A 25,380-nucleotide genomic window follows, 5' to 3' on the forward strand; every position below is an offset into this window, starting at 1 on the left:
GTACCTTCCCTGATCGGATTGGAGGAGCGCAGCCCCTCGACGCGCATGCGTTATTTCACCAAACGCCAGCTGAACGGGTAGCGATAGTTCTGCCCTTCATTGGCCTTGATCCCGGCAATGATGGTCAGTACCAGCGCCGCCAGGCCCAGCAGCATGAGCAGCGGGAAGCCGATCACCACCACCATGAGGATGAAGCAGACCACTGCTGCCAGCGCCACACTGATCTGGAAGTTCAGTGCTTCCTTGCCCTGCGCATCGACGAAGGGGTCGAAGTCCTTCTTGATCTGCCAGACGATCAGCGGGCCGAGCAGATTACCGAAGGGGAACACCAGGCCGAGAAATGCGGCGAAGTGGCAAAACATGGCCCACTGACGCGCTTCCTGACTGGGCGTCGGAAGCGGGCTTTGCATATCGTCGTTCATCCTGGTGCTCCTTGCTCGGTTATGGGTTTCAGTCGACCAGAGCGGCCTTCTGCAGTTCAAAGATCTCGTTCATGCCCTTCTGCGCCAGCGCCAGCATGGCGTTGAACTCATCTGGCTGGAACGGCGCGCCCTCGGCCGTGCCCTGCACTTCGATGAAGCCGCCGGCATTGGTCATCACCACGTTGAGGTCGGTCTCGGCGGCAGAATCTTCCAGGTAATCCAGATCCAGCACCGGCTCGCCCTGATAGATGCCGACCGATACCGCGGCGATCATCTGCTTGAGCGGCTCGCCCTTGAGCGAACCACGCTTCTTCAGCACCTTCAGCGCATCGATCAGCGCCACCATGGCGCCGGTGATGGACGCGGTACGGGTACCGCCGTCAGCCTGGATCACGTCGCAATCGACGTACAGGGTGTTCTCGCCCAGCTTGCTCATGTCCAGCGCAGCGCGCAGCGAACGGCCGATCAGGCGCTGGATTTCCAGAGTACGGCCACCCTGCTTGCCGCGGCTGGCCTCACGCTGGTTACGCTCGCCGGTGGCGCGCGGCAGCATGCCGTATTCGGCAGTCAGCCAACCCTGGCCCTGGCCCTTGAGGAAACGCGGCACGCCGGATTCGACGCTGACGGTGCAGATCACCTTGGTATCGCCGAACTCGACCAGTACCGAACCCTCGGCATGCTTGGTGTAGTTGCGGGTGATGCGAATCGAGCGCAACTGATCGGCGGCGCGGCCACTGGGACGTTTCATCGAGCGATACCTACTTCGTTAAGTGAAAACAGCACGCATTATAGGGGGCGGTCGACCGCGGCGACATGCCGAATTGGCAGCGACTGACGGCAGGCCTGAACGTCCGCGCATGAAATGGGCAGGCGCGCTGAGCTACAATCCTGCGCTTTTCGAGCTGACTTCCGCGAGGTACCCCATGGTTCACAGCATGACGGCATTTGCCCGCAACGAGCAGGCAACCGCCCACGGCACACTGAGCTGGGAGCTGCGCTCGGTCAATCACCGCTATCTCGAGCCGCACCTGCGCCTGCCCGACGCCTTCCGCGATCTCGAAGGCGCGGTGCGCGAAGCGCTTCGCCAGGGCCTGTCGCGCGGCAAGGTGGAATGCACCCTGCGCTTCGCCGAGGAAAGTGCCGGCAAGCAGCTGCAGGTCGACAGCGAGCGGGCGCGCCAGCTGATCGCCGCCGCCGAACAGGTCGCCGCGCTGATCCAGCAACCGGCGCCGCTCAACCCGCTGGAAGTGCTGGCCTGGCCTGGCGTACTGGTGGCCGACTCGGCCGACCCGCAAGCGCTCAACGCCGCCGCGCTGAAGCTGTTCGACCAGGCATTGGGCGAACTCAAGGCCGGCCGCGCCCGGGAAGGCGCCGAGCTGGCCAAGCTGCTCAACGAGCGCCTCGACAGCATCCTCGACGAAGTCGCCGCCTTGCGCGAACTGGTGCCGCAGATGCTTGCCGGCCAGCGTCAGAAGATCGAAACCCGCTTCGCCGAGATGCAGGCCGAGCTCGACCCGCAGCGCCTGGAGCAGGAGCTGGTGCTGCTGGCGCAGAAGAGCGACGTGGCCGAGGAACTGGATCGCCTGAGCACTCACGTCAGCGAAGTGCGCCGCGTGCTCAAGGCCGGTGGCGCTGCCGGGCGGCGCCTGGACTTCCTGATGCAGGAGCTCAACCGCGAGGCCAATACCCTCGGTTCCAAGGCGTTCGACCCGCGCAGCACGCAGGCTGCGGTCAATCTGAAGGTGCTGATCGAGCAGATGCGCGAGCAAGTGCAGAACATCGAGTAAAAACTACTGCGCTAGGCTATGCCGCGTTGAAATCAGGTTCGAAATGCTCATTTACAGTCGTAAACTCCGCTTTCTCACCTGATTTCGCCTTGCCTAGCCGTCGCTCGCTACGCTTTTAAAATTCCGCAAGATTTCTCAGGACGTTTTTCATGGCCATCACTACCGGCACCCTCTATATCGTTTCCGCACCCTCCGGCGCCGGCAAGACCAGCCTGGTCAAGGCCCTGATCGACAGCGAAGCGCAGATTCGCGTCTCGGTCTCGCATACCACCCGCGCCATGCGTCCAGGTGAGGTGGACGGAGTCAACTACCACTTCGTCGACCATGCGCAGTTCAACGCCATGCTCGAACGCAGCGAATTTCTCGAGCACGCCCAGGTCTTCGACAACCTTTACGGCACCTCGCAGAAATGGGTCGAGCAGACCCTGGCCGAAGGCTTCGACCTGATTCTGGAGATCGACTGGCAGGGTGCACAGCAAGTGCGCAAGCTGATGCCACAGGCCAAATCCATCTTCATCCTGCCGCCGACCCAGGAAGCTTTGCGTCACCGCCTGACCAACCGCGGCCAGGACAGCGGCGAGATCATCGAACGGCGCATGCGCGAGGCCGTCAGCGAGATGAGCCATTACGTCGAGTACGACTACCTGGTGATCAACGATGACTTCAACCACGCCCTGAGCGACCTGAAAGCCATCTTCCGCAGCAACCAGCTGTCGCAAACACAACAGCAGCAGCGCCATGCCGGGCTGCTCAGCGAACTGCTGGCGTAAAACAGCGCTTCCATTGTCGCTGGTGATTTTTTAGACTATTCAGTCCGCTCGCCCGCTCGGGCCAAGCTTATCCGCACAAGTTACGAGGAACACCATGGCTCGCGTTACCGTCGAAGATTGCCTGGACAACGTTGATAACCGCTTCGAACTGGTCATGCTCGCGACCAAGCGTTCGCGCCAGCTGGCCACCGGCGGCAAAGAGCCGAAAGTGGCTTGGGAAAACGACAAGCCCACCGTAGTGGCCCTGCGCGAAATCGCTGCCGGCCTGGTGGACTACGAAGTAATCGCCCAGGAAGACATCGTCGAAGAAGAACCGCTGTTCGCTGCCTTCGAGGAAGAGGCCAACGAGCCTCTGTAAGTCGATGATGCCGGGTCGAAGTTGCGCGGCGTGTAGCCAAATCGGTCATGAGGGGAATACCCCATGGCTGGTATAGACGCTCTCGCCGACCGACTTTCGGCCTACCTCGGCCATGACCAGGTCAACCTGGTGCGCCGAGCCTACTTCTACGCCGAACAGGCGCACGATGGCCAACGCCGCCGCAGTGGCGAAGCCTACGTGACCCATCCGCTGGCCGTGGCCAGCATCCTCGCCGATATGCACATGGATCATCAGAGTCTGATGGCCGCCATGCTGCACGACGTGATCGAAGACACCGGCATCGCCAAGGAAGCGCTCAACGCGCAGTTCGGCGAAACCGTGGCCGAACTGGTCGACGGGGTCAGCAAGCTGACCCAGATGAACTTCGAGACCAAGGCCGAGGCGCAGGCCGAGAACTTCCAGAAGATGGCCATGGCCATGGCCCGCGACATCCGCGTGATTCTGGTCAAGCTCGCCGACCGCCTGCACAACATGCGCACCCTCGATGCCATGCCGCACGAGAAGAGCCGGCGCATCGCCAAGGAAACCCTGGAAATCTACGCGCCCATCGCCAACCGGCTGGGCATGCACAACATGCGCGTGGAGTTCGAAGACCTGGGCTTCAAGGCCATGCACCCGATGCGCTCCGAGCGAATCCGCGCCGCCGTGCGCCGCGCTCGGGGCAACCGCAAGGAAATCGTCGCCAAGATCGAGGAATCGATCCAGATGTGCCTGCAGCGCGAAGGCATGGAAGGCGAGGTGATCGGCCGCGAGAAGCACCTCTACAGCATCTACCAGAAGATGCGTGGCAAGCGTAAGGCGTTCAACGAGATCATGGACGTCTACGCCTTCCGCATCATCGTCGACAAGGTCGACACCTGCTACCGCGTGCTCGGCGCCGTGCACAACTTGTATAAACCCTTGCCCGGGCGCTTCAAGGATTACATCGCGATTCCCAAGGCCAACGGCTACCAGTCGCTGCACACCACGCTGTTCGGCATGCACGGCGTGCCCATCGAGATCCAGATCCGCACCCGCGAAATGGAAGAGATGGCCAACAACGGCATCGCCGCCCACTGGCTGTACAAGTCCAATGAGGACGATGCGCCCAAGGGCAACCACGCCCGCGCGCGTCAGTGGGTCAAGGGCGTACTGGAGCTGCAGCAACGCGCCGGCAACTCGCTGGAATTCATCGAGAGCGTGAAGATCGACCTGTTCCCCGACGAGGTCTACGTGTTCACGCCCAAGGGTCGCATCATGGAGCTGCCAAAAGGCTCCACCGCGGTCGACTTCGCCTACGCGGTACACACCGACGTCGGCAACACCTGCATCGCCTGCCGCATCAACCGTCGCCTGGCGCCGCTGTCGCAAGCGCTGGAAAGCGGCTCGACGGTAGAAATCGTCACCGCGCCGGGCGCCCGGCCGAATCCGGCCTGGCTCAACTTCGTGGTCACCGGCAAGGCACGCACGCACATTCGCCATGCCCTCAAGCAGCAGCGCCGCTCGGAATCGATCAGCCTCGGCGAACGCCTGCTGAACAAGGTGCTGGCCAGCTTCGACACGCACCTGGAAAAGATCGCGCCCGAGCGCGTACAGTCCGTGCTCGGCGAGTACCGCCAGGAGGTCATCGAAGACCTGCTCGAAGACATCGGCCTGGGCAACCGCATGGCCTACGTCGTCGCCCGCCGCCTGCTGGCCGAAAATGGCGACGACACCCTGCCGAGCAGCGAAGGGCCGCTGGCGATTCGCGGCACCGAAGGCCTGGTGATGAGCTACGCCAAGTGCTGCACGCCGATTCCGGGCGACCCCATCGTCGGCTACCTGTCCGCCGGCAAGGGCATGGTGGTGCACATGGAGAGCTGCCGGAACATCGTCGACATCCGCCACAATCCGGAAAAATGCATCCAGCTCAACTGGTCCAAGGACGTCACCGGCGAATTCAACGTCGAACTGCGCGTCGAGCTGGAACACCAGCGCGGCCTGATCGCCCTGCTGGCCAGCAGCGTCAACGCCGCCGATGGCAACATCGAGAAGATCAGCATGGACGAACGCGACGGCCGCATCAGCGTGGTGCAACTGGTGGTCAGCGTGCATGACCGCGTGCACCTGGCCCGCGTGATCAAGAAACTGCGCGCGCTCAAGGGCGTGATGCGTATCACCCGAGTACGCGCCTGACACAATTCCCCTATTTCGATTCTGTAGGCTGGGTGCTCGACCCAGCCAGTTCTCACAAGGAGCGATTCATGAGCAAGACCGTCATTACCAGCGACAAAGCCCCCGCCGCCATCGGCACCTACTCCCAGGCGATCAAGGCGGGCAACACCGTCTACATGTCCGGCCAGATCCCGCTGGACCCGGTGAGCATGGAGCTGGTCGAGGGCTTCGAAGCACAGACCGTGCAGGTCTTCGAGAACCTCAAGGCCGTCGCCGAAGCCGCCGGCGGTTCGTTCAAGGACATCGTCAAGCTGAACATCTTCCTCACCGACCTGTCGCACTTCGCCAAGGTCAACGAGATCATGGGCCGCTACTTCGAACAGCCCTACCCGGCTCGCGCCGCCATCGGCGTTGCTGCTCTGCCGCGCGGTGCGCAGGTGGAAATGGACGCTATTCTGGTCATCGAGTAAGTCATTCGAGCGGGGCGTCACGCCTCGCTCTCCCTTCCCCGGCATGGAGATCGCCATGCGTCTGCTTCCTCTGCTGTTACTGGCTGCCCTGCTGGGCGGCTGCGCCAGCACGCCGAACAATGACCCGAGCGGAACCTGGATCAACCAGGCAGCCATCGATGCCGCACGCGAAAGCGGTCGCCTGCGCGAAGCCCTGCTTGCCTACGGCCCCAACCTCGAATGGCATATCGACCCAGAGCAACGTCAGGCCAGCTACAGCAACGGCTTCGAACTGGCCGAGGGCAGGCTGCAGAGCGCGGGGGAAGGCCGCTGGCAGGTAACTTTCTATGGCGACTACAAGGAGCAGCTCAGCATTCAGAACGGCGAACTGGTGCAGATCGCCAGCGGCTACTGGCCCGAGCAGCACTTCACCCGCTTCCAGGGCTCTGGCGAGGCCAAGCCGCTGGGCAGCAGCTTCGAACAGGCGCTGTACCGCGACTATCTGGGCGGCGACTGGCTGATAGAGGAAGGCCTCGGCCAGGGCGGCCTGGTGCGCTTCAACAGCGACGGGCAGGTACAAGGCCTACCTGGCGCCGAACGCTTCGCCCTGTGCCTGGCAGGCGATTGCGCCGCCATGAGCGGCGAGCATGACAGCATCTGGCTACAAGCCGGCGAGCAAGGCAGCCCCTGGCTGTTCGTGCACGAGGGCAATCAGTTGCGCATCTTCGAAGCGCAGAACCGCGCCCAGTTCGACGAGATGCCCGAGTACCAGCCCGGCCCGCAGCGCTGGCTGCTCAAGCGCCGCTGATCAGCAGGCGCCGCCTCCGGGCAGGAGCGGCGCCACGCTATAGAGCCCTCAGCAACAGCCAGCCTCCCAGCGCCAGCAACAGGCCACCGCAACCGCGATCCAGCCAGCGCACGCGCCGCGGCAACCAACTGCGCCAACGCGCCTGATCGAGCAGGCGCACCAGCGCCAGATCCCAAAACAGCACCACCAGAGTCATCCATAGCATCGCCAGGCCCAGCCCCCATGCCGGCATTGCCGACTCGCGCAAGACCCCGAATAGCCCGGCGTAGAACAGCGGCAATTTGGGATTGAGGCTGCTGGCCACAAGACCCTGACGCATGCCCTTCCACACCCCGCCGAGCCTCAGCTGATCACCCTGCGGCAGGACCAGATCTCGCCGCGAGGCCAGCGCCTGCAGGCCGATCCAGGCGAAATACAGCCCGCCGACGACCTGCAAGCAGCGCCACAGCCAACTGCCCTCGGCGGGTAACAACGCCATGGCAAAGAGCACCAGCAGCATGCTCAGCAGGTTGGCCAGCGCAATGCCGCAGGCGCAACCGTCGGCCTGGCGCCGGCCCTTGGCCAGAGCGGTGCGAATCAACAGAAAGAAGTCCGGCCCAGGCGACAGCAAGGCCGCGAAATGAGTACCGGCCACCAGTAGAAACAAGGCGAACATGGAACCTCCGTTTGGCGGAGGCAGTGTCGGCAACTGGCAGTGTCGATGTATTGGAAAAAACTCAGAGGAGCCCAGCGTATGCCATGTCACCCACCTTTCCATGTCCTAACCGGCGGCCCCGGTAGCGGCAAAAGTAGTTTACTGGCAGCCCTGGCCCAGAAGGGCCAAAACGTCGTCGAGGAAGCCGGTCGGGAGATCATTCGTGATCAGCAAGCCATCGCCGGCCTGGGCCTGCCCTGGCACGACCCGAGGCTGTTCGCCGAACTGATGCTGGCGTGGGAGCTCAGGGCTCACCGCCAGGCGCTGACGAGGAAAGGGCGGGTGTTCTTTGACCGCAGCCTGGTCGATATCATCGGCTACCTGCGCCTGAACGACCTGCCGGTCGGCGAGCATCTGCTACAGGCGGTGCGCCAATTGCGTTACCAGAGGCAGGTCTTCCTGCTGCCGCACTGGCCGCAGATCTACCGCAACGACCACGAGCGCCGCCAGGATGCGGCCGAGGCCGAACGGACCTGCGCGGTGATGCGCGAAGTCTATGTAGAAGCCGGTTATCGACTGATCGAGGTACCGCGAATGAGCCTGGCGCAGCGCCGCGACTTCGTGCTGCAGTGCAGTGGCCTCAACCCGTCGCCAGCGTACGAAAACGCCCCGGAGTGACCCCGGTGAAACGGCGAAACACCCCATTGAAATGCGCCTGGTCATAAAAGCCCAGGTCCAGTGCGACACCGGCCAGGGCCTGGCCTTGCAATAACCTGCGCTTGGCTTCACGCACTCGACGCTGCAGCAGATAGGTGTGCGGCGGCACGCCATAGGCACGGCGAAATGCCTCGATCAGGTGGCGCGGGTGACGCTGCACCAAGGCACCCAATTGCTCGAGGCTGACAGCCTCGGCGTAGTGCGCTTCCAGGTAATCGCGCAGATACGCTGTAACCCCGCTGTCGCGACATGTCGGGCGCGCCTCGCGCAAGCCGCCGTGCCGCACGAAGACCAGCTCCAGTAACGCCAGCAGTTCGCTCTCCAACGCCAGCGCATCACCGCGCTCGAACTCGCCGGCCAGCCGTGCCAGGCCTGTCGAGACCTGGCCGTCGTCATCCGGGTTGAGCGTGCCGAAGCCATTGGGCAGGCGCTTGCGCCCGAGCAGCGCCGGCAGCCGCGACTCCTCGACATAGAGCATGCGATAAACCACACGCGCCGATTCGGCGTGCCCGGTATGCGGCTCTTCGGGGTTCATCAGCGACAGGGTGCCGGCAGGCAGCGCATAGCGCTGACCTCGGCACTGGTAGCCTCCGACACCCTGCACGATAGCGCCGATGGCAAAGGCATCGTGACTGTGACGGCCAAAGGCCTGCCCGGAGAAGTCGGCGTGAAACAGCTCGACGCCCGGCAGCCAGGGCTTGGCCAGCAAGCTGTTGGCGTCCATTTCAGCGCTCGGCGAGGATCGCCGCATAGCCCTCGCGGTAGCTCGGATACTGCGGCGCCCAACCCAGCGCACGAGCGCGGGCATTGCGGCAACGCTTGCTGCCGGCTCGGCGCACGCGCTGCTCGTCGCTCCAGTGGCTGACGCCTAGTTGCTCACGCAGCCAACCCACTACTTCGTGCAGCGGCGCCGGCTCGTCGTCGACACCCAGGTAGCAATCGGCCAAGGGCACACCGGCGGCATCCGCCTGCAACAGCATGGCGAACAGGCCGGCTGCATCCTCGACATGAATGCGATTGCCATACAGCGGCGGCGTTTCGCTGACCCGATAGCCGCCGCGCACCTGGCTCAGCAACCATTCGCGACCAGGGCCGTAAAGGCCTGTAAGACGCACCGTGGTCGCCGGCAACCCGCTGTCGAGCGCGACACGTTCGGCCTCGCGCATGATCACCGCAGAAAAACTCTGGGCCTCAGCCACAGAGTCCTCGTCGATCCACTCGCCTTCCTGCTGCCCGTACACGCCGCTGCTGGAGGCGAACAGGATACGTCGAGGTCGCTGACCATGTTGCGCCAGCCAGTCCAGCACGCGGCGCAGCCCCTCGATATAGGCGGCGCGATAGCCGGCCTCGTCATGCTCGGTAGCTGCTGCGCAGTACACCAGGTAATCCAGTTGCCCCTGCGGCCAATCCGCCGGACAGGCATCGGCATGCAGATCGCCGGCCAGCGGCTCGATCGCGGCAGGCAGTGCAGCCACGTTGCGGCGCATGCCGATCACGCGCCAGCCTTGTGCGGCCATCCGCAGGCCAAGGCGGGTACCGACGTCTCCACACCCGGCAATCAGCAGGCTGTTGCATTCGGACATGCTTTTCTCCATGACATTTATGCAAAGGCGCAGTTTAGCCCGGTTGGTTCATCTGTTTGCAAAGGCTATGCTTGTCGGCAATTTAATGGATAAACACTATGACCCTCACCGAACTGCGGTACATCGTCACCCTCGCCCAGGAACAACACTTCGGCCGCGCCGCCGAGCGTTGCCACGTCAGCCAGCCGACCCTGTCGGTGGGCGTGAAGAAGTTGGAGGACGAGCTCGGCGTACTGATCTTCGAGCGCAGCAAGAGCGCCGTGCGCCTGACCCCGGTCGGTGAGGGCATCGTCACCCAGGCACAGAAGGTGCTGGAGCAGGCCCAGGGCATTCGCGAACTGGCCCAGGCCGGCAAGAACCAGCTGACCGCCCCGCTGAAGATTGGCGCCATCTACACCGTCGGTCCCTATCTGTTCCCGCACCTGATTCCGCAGTTGCATCGGGTCGCCCCGGACATGCCGCTGTACATCGAGGAAAACTTCACCCATATCCTTCGCGACAAGCTGCGCACCGGTGAGCTGGACGCCATCATCATCGCCCTGCCGTTCCAGGAGGCCGATGTGCTGACCAAGCCGCTGTACGACGAGCCGTTCTACGCCCTGCTGCCGGCCGGCCACCCCTGGGCGGCGCTGGACACCATCGACACCAAACTGCTCAACGACAAGAGCCTGCTGCTGCTCGGCGAGGGCCATTGTTTCCGTGATCAGGTGCTGGAAGCCTGCCCGACCCTGCGCAAGGGCGGTGACGATCACGGCAAGCACACCACGGTGGAATCCAGCTCGCTGGAAACCATCCGCCATATGGTCGCCTCCGGCCTCGGCGTGTCGATCCTGCCGTTCTCGGCAGTGGACAGCCACCACTATGCGCCCGGCGTGATCGAAGTGCGTCCGCTCAGCGCGCCGGTGCCGTTCCGTACCGTGGCCATCGCCTGGCGTGCCAGCTTCCCGCGGCCCAACGCCATCGAAGTGCTGGCCGACTCGATCCGCCTCTGCTCGGTCGCCCGCAGCCCGCAGACCAAGGCAGTCTGAGGCCAGAGGTGAGCGAGCTGGCAGCGGTTTCCGTCACTGCGCTCAAAGGCGTAGGCGCCGCCCTGGCCGAGAAACTGGCCAAGGTCGGCCTGGAAAACCTGCAGGACGTGCTGTTCCACCTGCCGCTGCGCTACCAGGATCGCACCCGCATCACCCCCATCGGCGCGCTGCGCCCGGGGCAGGATGCGGTGGTCGAGGGCATCGTCGCTGGCGCCGACGTGGTCATGGGCCGGAGGCGCAGCCTGCTGGTGCGCCTGCAGGATGGCAGCGGCACGCTGAGCCTGCGCTTCTTCCACTTCAGCCAGGCGCAGAAGGAAGGGCTCAAACGCGGCACCGCTCTGCGCTGCTACGGTGAAGTCCGCCCCGGCGCCACCGGGTTGGAGATCTACCACCCGGAATACCGCGCGCAGAGCGGCGACGAGCCGGCTCCGGTGGAGCAGAGCCTGACGCCCATCTATCCGACCACCGAAGGCCTGACCCAGCAGCGCCTGCGTCAGCTCAGCCAGCAGGCACTGGCGCGTCTCGGCCCACGCAGCCTGCCCGACTGGCTACCCGACGAGCTGGCCCGCGACTATCGCCTGGCCCCCTTGGATGAGGCCATCCGTTACCTGCACCGGCCGCCGCCGGACGCCGATCTCGAAGAGCTCGCCGAGGGCCGCCACTGGGCGCAGCATCGCCTGGCCTTCGAGGAACTGCTGACCCATCAGCTATCGCTGCAGCGCCTGCGCGAACAGGTGCGTGCGCAGCAGGCGCCAGCCCTGCCGCCAGCGCAGAAGCTGCCGCAACAGTACCTGGCCAACCTCGGTTTCGCCCCGACCGGCGCGCAGCAGCGCGTAGGCGCCGAGATCGCCTACGACCTGGCGCAGAGCGAGCCCATGCTGCGCCTGGTGCAGGGTGACGTCGGCGCCGGCAAGACCGTGGTCGCCGCGCTGGCCGCCTTGCAGGCGCTGGAGGCCGGTTATCAGGTGGCACTGATGGCGCCGACCGAGATCCTCGCCGAGCAGCACTTTCTCAACTTCAGCAAATGGCTGGCACCGCTTGGCCTGGACGTCGCCTGGCTGGCCGGCAAGCTCAAGGGCAAGGCCCGCGCAGCAGCCCTGGAACAGATCGCTGGCGGCTGCCCGATGGTGGTCGGCACCCACGCCCTGTTCCAGGACGAGGTGAGGTTCAAGCGCCTGGCCCTGGTGATCATCGACGAACAGCACCGCTTCGGCGTACAGCAGCGCCTGGCCCTGCGCCAGAAGGGCATCGACGGCCGCCTCTGTCCGCACCAGTTGATCATGACCGCCACGCCCATCCCGCGCACCCTGGCGATGAGTGCCTACGCCGATCTGGACACCTCGATCCTCGACGAACTGCCGCCAGGGCGCACGCCGGTCAACACCCTGGTGATCGCCGACAGCCGCCGCGATGAGGTGGTCGAGCGCGTACGCAATGCCTGCCAGCAGGGGCGCCAGGCCTATTGGGTCTGCACCCTCATCGAAGAATCCGAAGAGCTCACCTGCCAGGCCGCGGAAACCAGCTTCGAGGAGCTGTCTGCGGCCCTCGGCGAGCTGCGCGTCGGGCTGATCCACGGGCGCATGAAACCGGCTGAAAAAGCCGCAGTGATGGATGAGTTCAAACAGGGCAAGCTGCAGCTGCTGGTGGCCACCACGGTAATCGAGGTCGGCGTCGACGTACCCAATGCCAGCCTGATGATCATTGAAAATCCCGAACGCCTGGGCCTGGCCCAGCTACACCAGCTGCGCGGCCGGGTCGGCCGGGGCAGCGCCGCCAGTCATTGCGTGTTGCTCTACCATGCGCCATTGTCGCAACTCGGGCGCGAGCGCCTGGCAATCATGCGCGAGACCACCGACGGTTTCGTCATCGCCGAGAAGGACCTCGAACTCAGGGGGCCGGGAGAAATGCTCGGCACCCGGCAGACCGGTCTGCTGCAATTCAAGGTCGCTGACCTGATGCGCGATGCCGACCTGCTGCCCGCCGTGCGCGATGCCGCGCACGCTCTTCTGGAACATTGGCCACAACATGTGGCTCCATTGTTGGAGCGCTGGTTGCGTCACGGCCAGCAATACGGTCAAGTGTGAACCTGTTCACAGGACAACCGTCGCCACGAACCTTTGCGCAAATCCTCGCTGGTTATACTTCGGGGCACATGCGCTAACGCTGGATATCGATATGACTGAAGCCGCCCTCGCCGCCAACGCCACTGCGCAAGCCCCCGCCGTGATCGTGCAACTGCTGGAGAAACTCGCCGTACCCTATCAGGTACGCACGGAGCGCCCAGGTCAGCCAAGCGAGGCGCGCCTGCAGGCCGTGCTGGTGGACGACGCCATCGGTGCCCTGCTGGTGCTCTATCCGCGTAGCCACATGCTCGATCTGTCGCGCCTGGCCGAGCTGACTGGGCGTCAGCTCACGGCGGTCAAGCCGGAACGCCTGGAGCGCATGCTCGGCAAGCACAATCTGGCCGCACTGCCCGGTTTGCCGCCGCTGACCAGCTCGCCCTGCCTCTACGAAGAACGCCTGCTGCAGGTGCCCAGTCTACTGATCGAGTCCGGCCAGCCTGGTGTGTTGCTGGAGATCCCCACCGAGGCCTTCAAGGCGCTGCTGAGCAAGGCCAGCGCAGCGCGTTTCGGTGAGCCGGTCAGCGCGATCAAACCGAACCTCGATCGCCCGCATGATGACCGTGCGGAAATCACCCAGGCCGTACAGGCCTTTACCGCACGGCGCATCCAGCAGCGTCTGGAAGAAACCATCGAGATTCCGCCGCTGCCGGAAACCGCACAGAAGATCATCAAGCTGCGCGTTGACCCCAATGCCACGGTGGACGACATCACCGGCGTGGTCGAAACCGATCCCGCGCTGGCGGCACAGGTGGTCAGCTGGGCAGCCTCGCCCTACTACGCCGCGCCCGGCAAGATTCGCTCGGTGGAAGATGCCATCGTCCGCGTGCTGGGCTTCGACCTGGTGATCAACCTGGCTCTCGGCCTGGCGCTGGGCAAGACTCTAAGCCTGCCCAAGGATCAGCCGCAGCACGCCACCCCTTACTGGCAGCAAGCGATCTATACCGCTGCAGTGATCGAGGGCCTGACCCGCGCCATGCCGCGCGCACAGCGCCCGGAAGCCGGCCTGACCTACCTGGCCGGTCTGCTGCACAACTTCGGTTACCTGGTCCTGGCGCACGTGTTCCCACCGCACTTCTCGTTGATCTGCCGTCACCTGGAGGTCAACCCGCACCTACCTGCCGGGCATATCGAGCAGCACCTGCTGGGCATCACCCGCGAGCAGATCGGTGCCTGGCTGATGCGCCACTGGGATATGCCGGAAGAGCTGTCCAGCGCTCTGCGCTTTCAGCACGATCCGTCCTACGCCGGCGACAGCGCGGCCTTCCCCAATCTGGTGTGCCTGGCGGTCAGCCTGCTGCGCAACCGGGGTATCGGTGCCGGGCCGCAGAACGAGATTCCTGATGAGCTGTTCGATGCCCTGGGACTGACCCGGGAAAAAGCCGAAGACGCGGTGAGCAAGGTGCTAAGCGCCGAGGTCGCCTTGCGTGAACTGGCAGCGCAGTTCCAGCAGCCGCACTGAGCGGCTGCAGCTCAGGTTCCCACACCCTGCCCCTGAGGCCTTGCCTGCCGTCTGGCGCAGTTGCTCGCAAGCGGTAGGCTGTTCTCGTTCCTAGCGGCCGGCGTTCCGGGCCGCGCTATGGCTTGCCTGCTGCTTGGCGCAGTTGTTCACGACGTTCAGAGAATAGCTGCGGCACCACTTCCAGGCTGATGGCAAGCAGCTGGCTGACGCTGGGATGCTCGTAGAGCGCCGCATACTCGGCGAGCTGATCGCTGGGCATCTGCCGGTAGGCATAGAACATGAAACTTTCCACCGCCAGCTCGCTGGATTGGCGAATGGCGTTCGCTTGCGTCTGCGTCTGCGCCTGCAGTTCGGCTTCGCTGAGGTTCTCGCCCCGCGCCCTTAGCGCCAGCAATGCCTGGGTCTTGCCGACTTCGTAACGTAGCAGGCTGGCCAGTTCAGTGGTACGCGCGGCAGCGTCGAGACGCTTGACCAACTCCAGACGCGCGCCTCGTGGCGGCTGCTCCTGCAGGCGCTGGCGGTATTCAGCCAAGCCTTCGGGTTGCTCACCGACGGCGCGCTCGGCAGCGGTGAAACGCTGCGCCAACGGGCTATCGAGACGCTCACGGGCCTGCTCGCCCTGCGCCGCATCGAAGCGGGCAGCGACGCGCTGGGCCAAGTCCAGACAAAAGACCTCGCCAGCGAAGAGCTGGGCGAGGCGCTTCTGTTCGGTTTCATCCTGGCCACGCTGCACCAACGGCGCACTCTGTTCGCACAGCAGATGGATACCGGCGAGCTCGAACAACGGTAACAAGGCCTTGGCAGACGCTGGCTCGGCCCGTGCGGTGGTGGTGGCCAGCAATAGCAGGGGTAACAGGAAAAGACGCATGGTCAGGCTTTCCACAGGGACGTGCCTGGCAGCCTAACCAAAGCGCGGCGTCGCGGCCAGCCGCGACGCGCATCAGTGCCGATCAGGCGGCCTTTTTCGGCGCCTCGGTCTTCTTCTTCGGCATCAGGTACTTGGTCAGGCCCTGGAACCACATGACCAGCGCCGGGTTGCCCTGGATCTGGATATCCTTGTTCTGGATGCCCTGCATGAAGGCCAGCTGCTTGTTCTTCGCGGTCATGGTTTCGAAGCCGTAGGCGGCATCCTTGAAGCCAATGGCGAAGGCCGGATCCGTGGCGGTGCCGCGCTTGCTGGTCACGCGCTGACCGGCCACCGTGAAGTGGCGCGCGACCTTGCCGTCCAGCGTGTGCAGTTGGAAGACCATATCGCGACCTTCGAGCTGCTGGCGGAACGCCGGGTTTTCACGACTGGCCTTGGCCATCAGGCGGCCCAGCATCCACAGGAGAAAACGGAATTTCATGCACAAGGCCTCGTGATCGAAGATGATGGCCGCGCATTGTAGTGCTTTTCTTGCAGGACTACAGCCTGTCTAAAGCATGGCTGTATCAGCGAATGTCGCAGCATGGCTGCGCAGGGGGAACCCGGAGCCGAACGGCTCCGGGTAACGGGCTCAGTTGACCGCGTCTTTCAGGGACTTGCCCGGTTTGAAGGCGACGGTGTTGCTGGCCTTGATCTTCACCGGCTGACCGGTTTGCGGGTTCTTACCAGTACGGGCGCCACGGTGGCGTTGGACGAAAGTACCGAAGCCAACCAGGGTCACACTGTCCTTGCGGTTCAGTGCACCGGTGATTTCTTCCAGTACGGCGTTGAGTACACGATTGGCCTGATCCTTGGTCAGATCAGCCTTTTCGGCGATGGCGGCGGCGAGTTCCGGTTTACGCATAAATGCCTCTTTGACGGTTTTTTGTTGTTGTGTCCGTGCTGTCCTTCCAGAACAGCGCCCAAGGCGCCGCAACAGCTCTGCGCTGCGGCAGACCCTTGGGAGAATGGCATGCCGCATCGCACTGCGCCAGTGTCGCCCGCCACTTTAACCAGGCAATTTCGTGGCGTATCCGACAGAACCGCAGGCAATCACGCCAGCAGCGCCGGTAGCTCCTTGTTCAGTGCCAGTTTCTCCTGCACGGCGGCGCCGGTCAGCGCATAACCGAGCAGTGCTCCGGAAGCCTCGCGGCAGAGCGCCTTGATGTCGCTGCCGCTGCCTTCGACCGTCCATTCGCCCTGGCTGCCACGCGGTGGCGGCGAGACCACCAGCGGGCATACCGGCGTCTTTACCGTCACCGGCATCGGCCCATAGCTGACCGCCGTCGGCTCACCAGCCAGGGTCTTGGCCAGCGCCCGGGCACAGGCCATCAGCGGCATGACGTAGAGCAGGTTGAGGCCGTCGACCTCGGCGCAGTCGCCCAGGGCGTAGATATTGGCGTGCGAGGTACGCAACTGGCGGTCGACCATCACGCCACGGTTGATGTCGAGACCGGCCGCCGCAGCGAGCGCGGTGCGTGGGCGCAGGCCGACTGCGGAGACCACCGCGTCGCACGCAATCAGGCGGCCATCGGACAGCGTCGCCTGCAGCGCCTCACCCTGACGGTCGAGACTGGCCAGCACCGGGCCGAGATGAAAACGTACGCCCAGACCTTCCAGGCCAGCTTGTACGGCAGAGGCCGCTGCCGGATGCAGCAGGCCCGGCATCACCTGCTCACAGGGCGCCAGCAGCTCTACCTCATAGCCGCCGGCACTGAGGTCGTTGGCGAACTCGCAACCAATCAGCCCGGCGCCGAGGATCAATACCCGACGTTTGCCGGCCACGGCGCTGCGAAAGCGCGCGTAGTCTTCCAGGTCATTGATCGGGAACACCGCGTCCTGGGCATCGCCCTCTACCGGCACACGAATCGGCTCGGCACCCCAGGCCAGTACCAGGTCGCGATATGGCACGGCTTCCTCACCGATCCACAAGCGCTTGTGACCCGGGTCGATTCCGGTGATGCGGGTATGGGTGCGAATTTCCGCGTTGAGCTGCTCGGCCATGGCGCCGGCTTCGGCCATGGCCAGGCCGTCGGCATCCTTGTTCTTGCCAAAGCCAGTGGACAGCATCGGCTTGGAATAGGAGCGGCCGTCGTCAGCAGTGATCAGCAGCAAGGGCGTCTGGGTGTCGAGCTTGCGCCACTCCTTGGCCAGGTTGTAGCCGGCCAGGCCGGTGCCGACGATGACGACTGGTGCACTCATGCGCTCTTTCCTCACAATAAAAACGACGCGACGACCCACCGGCCGCCTCCCGAGATAGCGGGATCACACCCTACTGGATCGGGCAAGCGCAGGCCAGATGAGGTTCAGTCAGCCATTCGCTGGTTGGGGAAAGATGCAATGCGCGAATCAAAGCAGACCGCCTGGCATGCAGGCGGCCTGGGAGGCGCTTAGAACGCCAGGCCTACGCGCAGGCCGACTTGCTCCTGCTTGAGCTTGCTGCGCTCGGCGATGGCGCTGTTGCTGTCGAGCTCATAGCGGGTCTGGGTGTAGTACAGGCTGGTGCTGATCGGCAGGTTGTTGATGCCCTTGTTCCATAGCATGGTCAGCTCGCCGTACGGATTGACCTTGTCCTTGAGGTCCACGGAGTCGCTATCGCCATCGACCTTCAGGCGCGCTTCGGAGTTGATCGAGTAGCGCGCACCCACTTCCAGGCGCAGGGTGTAGTCCGGCGTCAGGTAGTTGTAGCCGAGCCCGGCCTTGGCGAAGGGCGACTTGCTGGTCAGCTTGACGTTGCTGTCGAGCGGGCCGACGTCGTCCTGTTCGATGCGACCCCAGTCGTAACCACCACCGACGATCACGTCGACATAGTTGTTGGTGCTCAATGCGGCGCGCAGGCCGAGGTCGATATCGGCACGCGCGGACTTGTATTCCACATCGTCCTTGTCACGGTATTGGCCTTCGATCCCCGCCTGGTAGATGAAGCCTTCCTGCCCGGTCAGCTTGTTACCGAAGTGGTAGAACAGGCCGCCTTGGTTGAGGCGCTCCTTGTCGCTTTCATCGTCCACGGTGAGCTTGTACTGGTTGTGCGAAGCGATGACACCGAAGGTCGAGATGGGGTCGGTGACCGAGTCTGCATAGGCCTGCGAGGCGCCCGCCAGGCACAGGGCGAGTGTTGCTTTGGGGGTTATGCTGGACAGCTGCATGACGATTTCCTTGGCAATTAGTGAATACGCCGCCCCGGAGGTGGGACGCAAGTACCTAGACTGTCGATGCAGAGAGTGATTCGGCAAACCTGATGAACGGTCGCGAAACTGAACAGGCCCTGAACGGGCCTGGATTTGGCGAGAAAAACCTGACCGGATGGCCAGCCATTTTTGGCTGTTTTTTGCAGAACGGGACGCCCGGTGAATTCAGTCCAGCTTGACCACTTTGGCCAGGACTACCTTGGGCCCCTTCATCTTCTTGACGATGATGCGCAGACCATCGGTTTCCAGCACCTCCTCTTCGTCAGGCATGCGCTTGAGGGTCTCGTAGATCAACCCGGCCAACGTCTCGGCCTCGATATGGTCGAGGTCGACACCGAGCAGGCGTTCGACCTTGGCCAGCGGCGTGTCGCCGCGCACCAGCAGCTTGCCCGGCTGGTAGGCGAGGATGCCGCGCTCGGCCTTGCGGTGTTCGTCCTGAATATCGCCGACCAGCGCCTCGAGCACGTCCTCCATGGTCAGGTAGCCGATCACCTTGCCGTCGGCCTCCTCGACCAGGGCGAAGTGCGCGCCGCCCTGACGGAACTGCTCGAGCAGCTGCGACAGCGGCATGTGCCGGCTGACGCGTTCCAGCGGGTGCATCAGATCCGCCAACTTGAGCGCTGACGGCAGCATCTCCAGCAGCGACAGGTGCAGCAGCAGGTCCTTGATATGCAGCACGCCGACGAACTCGCCCTTGCTCTCGTCGAAGATCGGGTAGCGGCTGTACTTGTGCCGGCGGAAGGTGGTGAACACCTGATCCAGGCTGGCGTTGAGCTCCAGGAAGACCAGGTCCTCGCGCGAGTTGGCCCAGTCCACCACCTCCAGCTCACCCAGCTCGACAGCCGAAGCCAGCACCCGCAGGTCCTGGTCGTTGTCGCTGGTGGCACGGCTGGAATGCAGGATCAGCTTGAGCTCTTCGCGGCTGTAGTGATGCTCGTGGTGCGGCCCCGGCTCGCCCTGTCCGGCGATGCGCAGGATGGCGTTGGCACTGGCGTTGAGCACGAAGATCGCCGGGTACATCAGCCAGTAGAAGACGTACAGCGGCGCTGCCGTCCACAGCGACAGCAGTTCCGGTTTACGAATCGCCCAGGACTTGGGTGCCAGCTCGCCGATGACGATGTGCAGGTAGGAGATGATCGAGAACGCAGTGAAGAAAGCGATACCGTGAATCAGCTTGGGTGACTCCACGCCAACTGCCACCAGCAGCGGTGTCAGCAGCTCGGCGAAGGCAGGCTCACCGACCCAGCCAAGCCCCAGCGAAGCCAGGGTGATGCCCAGCTGACAGGCCGAGAGGTAGGCGTCCATCTGGTTGTGTACGGTGCGCAGGATGTGTCCGCGCCAACCGTGGGCATCGGCCAGGGCATCGACCTTGGTCGCGCGCAGGCGCACGATGGCGAACTCCGCTGCGACGAAGAAGCCGTTGAGCAGGACCAGAAACAAGGCGAACAGCATGAGGCCGAAATCGGCGAAGTAATCGGGAGCAGGAAGACTCGTGGAGGGGTCCATGAAGGTTCGGATTGGCCAAAGATCGCTAGAGGTTGGAGCTTCGCCGCGGCGAATGCAAGCACTCAGCGCACGCGCTGCACCACCTGCGCCGGGGCGAAATGGCAGGTGAAGGTGCTGCCCTTACCAGGAACGCTGCTGATCTCCAGATTGCCACGGTGACGCAGCAGCACATGCTTGACGATAGCCAGCCCCAACCCGGTGCCACCGGTATTGCTGGCACGGCTCGAATCGACCCGGTAGAAGCGCTCGGTCAGGCGCGGCAAGTGCTTGGCCTCGATGCCCATACCGGTATCGCTGACCGACAGGTGCGCGCCCTTCTCGTCAGACCACCAGCGAATACGGATGTCACCTCCGGCCGGGGTGTACTTCACAGCATTGAACACCAGGTTGGAGAAGGCGCTGCGCAGCTCGGCCTCACTGCCCTTGAGCTTCAGATGCGGATCGGCCTCCAGGCTGATGCGATGCTGTTGCTCACCCGACAATGCCTGGGCATCGTTCTTGATCGACAGCAGCATCAGGTCGGCCGCCACAGGCTGGTTGTCCGACGGGTAATCGGTGGCTTCCAGCTTGGCCAACAGGAGCAGATCGTTGAGCAGGGTCTGCATGCGCGCGCCCTGTTGCTGCATCTGCTGCAATGCGCGCAGCCAGCGCGGATTGACCGCCTCGACGTTGTCCAAGAGCGTCTCCAGATAACCGGCGATCACCGTCAACGGCGTGCGCAGCTCGTGGGAGACGTTGGCGACGAAGTCCTTGCGCATCTGTTCCAGCTGATACAGACGGGTAACGTCACGCACCAGCAACAGGTGCTCGCGATTGCCGTAGCGGGTGATATGGAACTGCAAGCGGCGGCGATCGTTGATCGGTGAAGGAATCTCCAGGGCATCGGCATAGTTGCCACGCTCGAAGTAATCCTTGAAACGCGGGTCGCGCACCAGGTTGGCCAGTTGCTGGCCGCTGTCTTGCGGCGTCTTCAGGCCCAGCAGGGTTTCGGCTGCGCGGTTCCACCATTCCAGGTTGCCCTGGCTGTCGAGCATCACCACGGCGTCCTTGAGGGCGGCAGTGGACTCCTGCACGCGGTCGATCACCGCCTGCAAGCGGCCACGCGCCTTCTGGTTACGCCGTTGCAGGTGGTAGATGCTGTCGAACACCTCGCCCCACAGGCCGTAACCATCCGGTGGTGGCTCGTCAGGTTTGTGCTCGCGCAGCCATTTGTGCAGACGCAGCAGTTGGCTGAGGGTCCAGCCCAGATGAATGGCCAGGCCACAGGCCAGCACCCAGGCATATTCACCGGTGATGAAACCGAGCAGCAGGCAGACACCAACCAACAGCAACAGGCGGCGCACCACGGCACCACGCCAGTCTTGATTCACGATGGAGCGCATCCTTGTCAGAAGAACGTGGGCGCAGAAACACCGCGCTAGCGATCAACCCTTGGTGGAGAAACGATACCCAGTCCCGCGCACGGTTTGTACCAGGTTTTCGTAAACATCACCGAGCGCCTTGCGCAGACGACGGATGTGCACGTCGACGGTACGCTCCTCGACGTAGACGTTGCCGCCCCAGACCTGGTCGAGCAACTGGCCGCGGGTATAGGCACGCTCCTGGTGGGTCATGAAAAACTGCAGCAGACGATATTCGGTCGGGCCCATCTCGGCAGGTTTGCCGTCGATGGTCACACGGTGGCTGATGGGATCGAGCAACAGCCCGCCGACCTCGATCGGCGCCTCGCTGTCGCTGGGCCCAGCACGACGCAGCACGGCCTTGAGGCGGGCCACCAGCTCACGCGGCGAGAAGGGCTTGGTGATGTAGTCGTCGGCGCCGACTTCCAGGCCCTGGATCTTGTTGTCCTCTTCACCCTTGGCGGTGAGCATGATGATCGGGATATCGCTGGTCAGTTCGTCGCGCTTGAGCCGGCGCGCCAGTTCGATGCCGCTGGTGCCGGGCAGCATCCAGTCGAGCAGGATCAGATCGGGTTTGCGGTCGACGATCACGGCGTGGGCCTGCTGGGTATTCTCCGCCTCCAGGCACTCGTAACCGGCCATCTCCAGGGCCACCGCAATCATCTCGCGGATCGGTGCTTCGTCATCGACGATCAGGATGTTCTTGCCAACCATGGTCCTGCCTCGGTTCGTTCAACTGTCTGCGCGCATTAGATAACGGAATTATTGCAGGTATGTGACACGGAGTTATCGGCTGCCGCCATGGCCGCGAAAAACACCGAACATTTGCGCCGCGGGCCTCGTCTAAACTGGTTGAGGCTGCCGCCAATCCGGGGCGGCCTGGAGCCTGGCGCAGGACCCCATAGGCACTTATGGGAGTTCGTGGCTCCTTCCGTCCTGTATCGCTGTGACCTCCAGTCTTGCTCCCAGCTGCCGCCAGGCTGTCGCTGTTCATTCCGAGGAGAGGCTAAAAAATGAGAAGAATTACCCCCCGATTAGTCCCGCTGCTCGCCAGTGCCCTGCTGAGCTGGCCCCTGCTGGGCCTGGCGGCCGAACCGGCGATGGAGAAGGACGGCATGCTGGTGGATGCCAAGGGCATGGCGCTCTACACCTACGACAAGGACGCCGCGGGCGTATCCAACTGCACGGGCCAGTGCGCGCAGAACTGGCCGCCACTGAAGGCTGAGGCTGGGGCCAAGGCCGAAGGCGAGTGGAGCCTGGTCAAGCGCGACGACGGCACCCTGCAGTGGGCCTATGACGGCAAGCCGCTGTACACCTTCATCAACGACAAGCAGCCCGGTGAGGTCACGGGCGATGGCAAGATGGGCGTCTGGCACGTCGCCAAGCCGGAAGCCTACTAATCCCCCATCATTCCAGGCGCTGCGCTGGTTTCAGCGCAGCGCGTAGTCGGCGACCAGACCGACGAAGATCGCCAGCCCCGCCCAGTGGTTGTGCAGGAAGGCGTTGAAGCACACCAGCGGCTCGCGACGGCGGGTCACGTGGAACTCCCAGGCGAAGCAGGCGGCGGCCGCCAACAGGCCGAGGTGGAAGTACAGGCCCAGCTCGAAGCGCGCGCCAGCCAGCAGCAGGCAGAGCAGCGCCAGCCCCTGCAGGATGGCGATGATCAGGCGGTCGGCGTCGCCGAACAGGATGGCGGTGGACTTCACCCCGATCTTCAAGTCGTCCTCACGGTCGGCCATGGCGTAGTAGGTGTCGTAGGCCACGGTCCACAGCAGGTTGGCGATGTATAGCAGCCAGGCTTCAGGTGGCAGGCTGCCGGTTTCGGCGGTGAAGGCCATCGGCATACCCCAGGAGAATGCCGCGCCGAGCACCACCTGCGGGTAGAAGGTGTAGCGCTTCATGAAGGGGTAACAGGCGGCCAGGGCCAGGCCGCCGAAAGACAGCCAGATGGTGGTGGCATTAGTGAACAGCACCAGCACGAAACTCATCGCCACCAGCACGGCGAACAGCACCAGCGCCTCGCGTGGCTTGATCTTGCCGCTGGCCAGCGGACGCGCCCTGGTGCGGCTGACGTGACCGTCGAAGTTGCGGTCGGCGTAGTCGTTGATCACGCAGCCGGCGGCGCGCATCAGGATCACACCGGCGACGAAAATGAACAGGTTCTTCGCGCTCGGCACGCCTTCGGCAGCCACCCACAGCGCCCACAAGGTCGGCCACAACAGCAGATAGATACCGATGGGCTTGTCCAGGCGCATCAGCTGTATGAAGTCCCAGGCGCGTGGGTGCAGGCGGGTGGTCGATTGCAACAGGCGGGTGTACATCGAAGCGTCTCCGTGCAGGTTGCGCGGATTATACGAGCAAGCGTGTGTGGGAGGCGCTTTAGCGTCGATGCTCACCGCCACAAGCGGTTCAACGCGCAGGGCGTACTCGGCTTTGGCTTCCTGCGTCGCTCTACCTCCTGCATCCATGCAGTCGTCGCGAAGCAGTACGCCTTAGGCCCAACAGACAACAGGTATAGCCTGGGTGAGCAATGCTATTGCGAACGCTAGGCCTCGATGCCCGCCGCCTGCCAAAAGGCCGGCAGAAACACCTCGGCCACCAATACGCCAAGCGCCCCCCGGCTGAAGCACGAGCGCCGCGCCCACAGGCGCTCTTCGCGCACCTCCTGCGGTAGCCAGGCCGCCGGATAGCGGCAGGCCTGCAACTCGCCGCGATCGAAGGCCCTGTCACTGAACAGCAGCTCACCCAGCGAGCGACTGCCCAGCTCCGCCAGATTCAGCCCGGAACCCTCCAGCACGCTGCGCGCGGCAACGCTACGAGCGAACACCCAGGGCTGCCCATGACCACGCAGGTACACCTCACGCACCCAGCCCTGGCTGCCATCGGCCACACCGAGCAATACGCACTCGTCCGCGCGCAGACGCTGCCAGCCTTCCTGCAGCGGCGTTACCGAAAAGCCGTCAGCGGACAGCGCTGTCAAGCGCCGGGTCAGCGAATCCTCGTTGAACAGCCAGTCGCGCACGCCGGCACAAGGCTGCGGATGCAGCTGGGCATTGGTCAGCCAGCGCGGCGGATGGGCGAGAGCGGCGTGAGGCACGGAGAGAAATCACCACGGATCGAAAGCGCGCGAGTCTAGCACGGCGTGGCAGGCGCTTTGAGAGCGGGACATGGCTGTGGGTGGGCCGGGCGGCGATCCGCTTCAGCCCATCAACGATGATCCGCGTGGGCTAAAGCCCACCCTACAAGGCCTAACTCATTGGAAGCGGACGGCCTACTCAGGCCCGTAGGGTGGGCTTCAGCCCACCAACGACAACCAGCGCAGGCGAAGTCACTCAATACGGCTGCGGCGCGTACAACTGCGCCGAGCCCGGCTCGCCGAGCAGCTGTTCGAGAATCTCGTGATGCATGGCCAGCAACTTGCCGTTGCGCTCGTTGAGGCGCTTGCACTGGCCGGCCAGTTGGCCGAGCTGCTCCCAGGTGTGAGCAAGGTGATTGCGTTGGGCCTGCGGATAACGCGCCAGCAGCTTCTGCATGGCGCTATGACCGCTGCCCAGCGCAAAGGCAGTCAGCACCTTGCTGCGGCGTTCGGCACGGGCCTTGGCCTGGTCGACCAGCGGCAGAATCTGCTCGTTGAGCAGATCGATCTGCTGACTGTCGCGCTTGAGCAACTGCTGATACAGCTCCTGCATCAACCCACGCAGGACCAGATAGTCGGCGCAGTCCTGTTCCAGGTCCTGCTCGACGACCAGCAGCAGCTGTTGCTCACGCGCGGTGGTCACGCATCGCTACCGCTGTGATAGGTCAGCATGCTACCGGCCAGCGCGGCCGGATCGCTGCTCAGTTCGCCGCGGGCCAGCGCCGCCTTGAGCTGGGCAACCTTGTCCAGGTCGACTTCGGGGAGGCTGCGCAAGGCGTCTTGCAGCTGCTCCAGACTCGGCTCCTGGCTGACACTCGCACGAGCATTGCCGCTCGACTGCGCTCGGGCGCTCTGTACCTGTGCCGGAGCGTCGCTGGCCGGGTTAAGGCTGGGCTTGAGATGCCTGCTGATTTCCATGATTCGAATCCAACTCGCGTGGTGTTATGGCCTAAG

General features: G+C 63.9%; 28 protein-coding genes. 11 read left to right on the plus strand and 17 right to left on the minus strand.

The genetic code is table 11. The features are described from left to right. Positions 1-50 precede the first annotated feature (50 nt). Both BLT86_RS18070 and rph read right to left on the minus strand, forming a co-directional pair. Positions 51-422, minus strand: a complete 372-nt coding sequence (locus BLT86_RS18070; RefSeq protein WP_024310049.1) for a DUF4870 domain-containing protein — start codon at positions 420-422, stop codon at positions 51-53. A 28-nt stretch (positions 423-450) separates the two neighbouring features. After that, positions 451-1,170: a ribonuclease PH gene (gene rph, locus BLT86_RS18075; RefSeq protein ID WP_024310050.1), complete on the minus strand. Its 720-nt coding sequence runs from the start codon at positions 1,168-1,170 to the stop codon at positions 451-453. Positions 1,171-1,345: 175 nt separating this feature from the next. Here rph and BLT86_RS18080 point away from each other — a divergent pair, with 175 nt between their 5' ends. From BLT86_RS18080 to BLT86_RS18105, 6 genes are all read left to right on the plus strand, one after another. Beyond that, positions 1,346-2,209: a YicC/YloC family endoribonuclease gene (locus BLT86_RS18080; RefSeq protein WP_092378694.1), complete on the plus strand. Its 864-nt coding sequence runs from the start codon at positions 1,346-1,348 to the stop codon at positions 2,207-2,209. 149 nt (positions 2,210-2,358) lie between these two features. After that, the gene (gene gmk, locus BLT86_RS18085) at positions 2,359-2,979 is read left to right on the plus strand and encodes a guanylate kinase (RefSeq protein WP_072426174.1); all 621 of its coding nucleotides are present in this window, start codon (positions 2,359-2,361) and stop codon (positions 2,977-2,979) included. Positions 2,980-3,073: 94 nt separating this feature from the next. Further along, complete coding sequence (gene rpoZ / locus BLT86_RS18090; RefSeq protein WP_036998775.1) at positions 3,074-3,337, plus strand: DNA-directed RNA polymerase subunit omega; 264 nt, start codon at positions 3,074-3,076, stop codon at positions 3,335-3,337. Between the two features lie 63 nt (positions 3,338-3,400). Beyond that, positions 3,401-5,512 (plus strand): bifunctional GTP diphosphokinase/guanosine-3',5'-bis pyrophosphate 3'-pyrophosphohydrolase, encoded by a 2,112-nt coding sequence (gene spoT, locus BLT86_RS18095; protein ID WP_092378697.1) that lies wholly within the window; start codon positions 3,401-3,403, stop codon positions 5,510-5,512. Between the two features lie 68 nt (positions 5,513-5,580). Continuing rightward, positions 5,581-5,961 (plus strand): RidA family protein, encoded by a 381-nt coding sequence (locus tag BLT86_RS18100; protein WP_003464610.1) that lies wholly within the window; start codon positions 5,581-5,583, stop codon positions 5,959-5,961. Positions 5,962-6,016: 55 nt separating this feature from the next. Next, entirely contained in the window at positions 6,017-6,748 is a 732-nt protein-coding gene (locus BLT86_RS18105; protein ID WP_092378701.1) for a hypothetical protein, read from the plus strand. A 37-nt stretch (positions 6,749-6,785) separates the two neighbouring features. Here the strand turns inward: BLT86_RS18105 and BLT86_RS18110 are convergent, their stop codons facing one another. Further along, positions 6,786-7,403 (minus strand): LysE family translocator, encoded by a 618-nt coding sequence (locus BLT86_RS18110; protein WP_092378704.1) that lies wholly within the window; start codon positions 7,401-7,403, stop codon positions 6,786-6,788. A gap of 78 nt (positions 7,404-7,481) precedes the next feature. On the opposite strand from BLT86_RS18110, the gene BLT86_RS18115 reads away from it, so the two are divergent. Further along, complete coding sequence (locus tag BLT86_RS18115) at positions 7,482-8,060, plus strand: AAA family ATPase (RefSeq protein ID WP_092378707.1); 579 nt, start codon at positions 7,482-7,484, stop codon at positions 8,058-8,060. On the opposite strand, the gene BLT86_RS18120 is transcribed toward BLT86_RS18115, so the two are convergent. Both BLT86_RS18120 and BLT86_RS18125 read right to left on the minus strand, forming a co-directional pair. After that, entirely contained in the window at positions 8,023-8,823 is an 801-nt protein-coding gene (locus BLT86_RS18120) for an AraC family transcriptional regulator (RefSeq protein WP_092378709.1), read from the minus strand. The genes BLT86_RS18115 and BLT86_RS18120 overlap by 38 nt on opposite strands. 1 nt (position 8,824) lies before the next feature. Further along, positions 8,825-9,682, minus strand: coding sequence for an NAD-dependent epimerase/dehydratase family protein (locus tag BLT86_RS18125; protein WP_092378712.1), 858 nt, complete (start codon positions 9,680-9,682; stop codon positions 8,825-8,827). Positions 9,683-9,780: 98 nt separating this feature from the next. On the opposite strand from BLT86_RS18125, the gene BLT86_RS18130 reads away from it, so the two are divergent. The 3 genes from BLT86_RS18130 (at position 9,781) to BLT86_RS18140 (ending at position 14,292) form a co-directional block, all read left to right on the plus strand. After that, the gene (locus BLT86_RS18130; protein ID WP_003242562.1) at positions 9,781-10,710 is read left to right on the plus strand and encodes a hydrogen peroxide-inducible genes activator; all 930 of its coding nucleotides are present in this window, start codon (positions 9,781-9,783) and stop codon (positions 10,708-10,710) included. An 8-nt stretch (positions 10,711-10,718) separates the two neighbouring features. After that, positions 10,719-12,794: an ATP-dependent DNA helicase RecG gene (recG, locus tag BLT86_RS18135; RefSeq protein WP_092378715.1), complete on the plus strand. Its 2,076-nt coding sequence runs from the start codon at positions 10,719-10,721 to the stop codon at positions 12,792-12,794. A gap of 91 nt (positions 12,795-12,885) precedes the next feature. Further along, on the plus strand, positions 12,886-14,292 hold the full coding sequence (locus tag BLT86_RS18140; protein ID WP_092378719.1) for an aminoacyl-tRNA deacylase and HDOD domain-containing protein: 1,407 nt from the start codon (positions 12,886-12,888) through the stop codon (positions 14,290-14,292). 115 nt (positions 14,293-14,407) lie between these two features. On the opposite strand, the gene BLT86_RS18145 is transcribed toward BLT86_RS18140, so the two are convergent. The 8 genes from BLT86_RS18145 to phoB form a co-directional block, all read right to left on the minus strand. Beyond that, the gene (locus BLT86_RS18145) at positions 14,408-15,160 is read right to left on the minus strand and encodes a hypothetical protein (protein WP_197676071.1); all 753 of its coding nucleotides are present in this window, start codon (positions 15,158-15,160) and stop codon (positions 14,408-14,410) included. Between the two features lie 82 nt (positions 15,161-15,242). Further along, positions 15,243-15,638 (minus strand): hypothetical protein, encoded by a 396-nt coding sequence (locus BLT86_RS18150; protein WP_003464625.1) that lies wholly within the window; start codon positions 15,636-15,638, stop codon positions 15,243-15,245. A gap of 150 nt (positions 15,639-15,788) precedes the next feature. Next, complete coding sequence (locus tag BLT86_RS18155; RefSeq protein WP_003242571.1) at positions 15,789-16,061, minus strand: HU family DNA-binding protein; 273 nt, start codon at positions 16,059-16,061, stop codon at positions 15,789-15,791. Between the two features lie 188 nt (positions 16,062-16,249). Then, positions 16,250-17,398, minus strand: coding sequence for an NAD(P)/FAD-dependent oxidoreductase (locus tag BLT86_RS18160; RefSeq protein WP_072426163.1), 1,149 nt, complete (start codon positions 17,396-17,398; stop codon positions 16,250-16,252). A 188-nt stretch (positions 17,399-17,586) separates the two neighbouring features. After that, the gene (locus tag BLT86_RS18165) at positions 17,587-18,342 is read right to left on the minus strand and encodes an outer membrane beta-barrel protein (RefSeq protein WP_072426162.1); all 756 of its coding nucleotides are present in this window, start codon (positions 18,340-18,342) and stop codon (positions 17,587-17,589) included. 207 nt (positions 18,343-18,549) lie between these two features. Continuing rightward, complete coding sequence (locus BLT86_RS18170; RefSeq protein ID WP_092378724.1) at positions 18,550-19,890, minus strand: hemolysin family protein; 1,341 nt, start codon at positions 19,888-19,890, stop codon at positions 18,550-18,552. 62 nt (positions 19,891-19,952) lie between these two features. Then, the gene (gene phoR, locus BLT86_RS18175) at positions 19,953-21,272 is read right to left on the minus strand and encodes a phosphate regulon sensor histidine kinase PhoR (RefSeq protein WP_092378727.1); all 1,320 of its coding nucleotides are present in this window, start codon (positions 21,270-21,272) and stop codon (positions 19,953-19,955) included. Between the two features lie 42 nt (positions 21,273-21,314). Beyond that, a complete protein-coding gene (phoB, locus tag BLT86_RS18180) occupies positions 21,315-22,004 on the minus strand; it encodes a phosphate regulon transcriptional regulator PhoB (RefSeq protein WP_072426159.1) in 690 nt (229 codons plus the stop codon). Positions 22,005-22,303: 299 nt separating this feature from the next. On the opposite strand from phoB, the gene BLT86_RS18185 reads away from it, so the two are divergent. Continuing rightward, entirely contained in the window at positions 22,304-22,690 is a 387-nt protein-coding gene (locus BLT86_RS18185; protein WP_017676081.1) for a COG4315 family predicted lipoprotein, read from the plus strand. A gap of 30 nt (positions 22,691-22,720) precedes the next feature. Here BLT86_RS18185 and ubiA read toward each other — a convergent pair whose 3' ends face one another. The 4 genes from ubiA to flgM form a co-directional block, all read right to left on the minus strand. After that, on the minus strand, positions 22,721-23,611 hold the full coding sequence (gene ubiA, locus BLT86_RS18190) for a 4-hydroxybenzoate octaprenyltransferase (protein ID WP_017676082.1): 891 nt from the start codon (positions 23,609-23,611) through the stop codon (positions 22,721-22,723). 224 nt (positions 23,612-23,835) lie between these two features. Continuing rightward, on the minus strand, positions 23,836-24,387 hold the full coding sequence (locus tag BLT86_RS18195; RefSeq protein WP_021490713.1) for a chorismate--pyruvate lyase family protein: 552 nt from the start codon (positions 24,385-24,387) through the stop codon (positions 23,836-23,838). Positions 24,388-24,622: 235 nt separating this feature from the next. After that, the gene (gene flgN, locus BLT86_RS18200; protein WP_017676084.1) at positions 24,623-25,069 is read right to left on the minus strand and encodes a flagellar protein FlgN; all 447 of its coding nucleotides are present in this window, start codon (positions 25,067-25,069) and stop codon (positions 24,623-24,625) included. Continuing rightward, positions 25,066-25,344 (minus strand): flagellar biosynthesis anti-sigma factor FlgM, encoded by a 279-nt coding sequence (gene flgM, locus BLT86_RS18205; protein WP_021490727.1) that lies wholly within the window; start codon positions 25,342-25,344, stop codon positions 25,066-25,068. The genes flgN and flgM overlap by 4 nt, the downstream gene beginning before the upstream one ends. Positions 25,345-25,380: the final 36 nt, after the last annotated feature.

It is taken from the genome of Pseudomonas sihuiensis (genome assembly GCF_900106015.1).
GTDB lineage: Bacteria > Pseudomonadota > Gammaproteobacteria > Pseudomonadales > Pseudomonadaceae > Aquipseudomonas > Aquipseudomonas sihuiensis.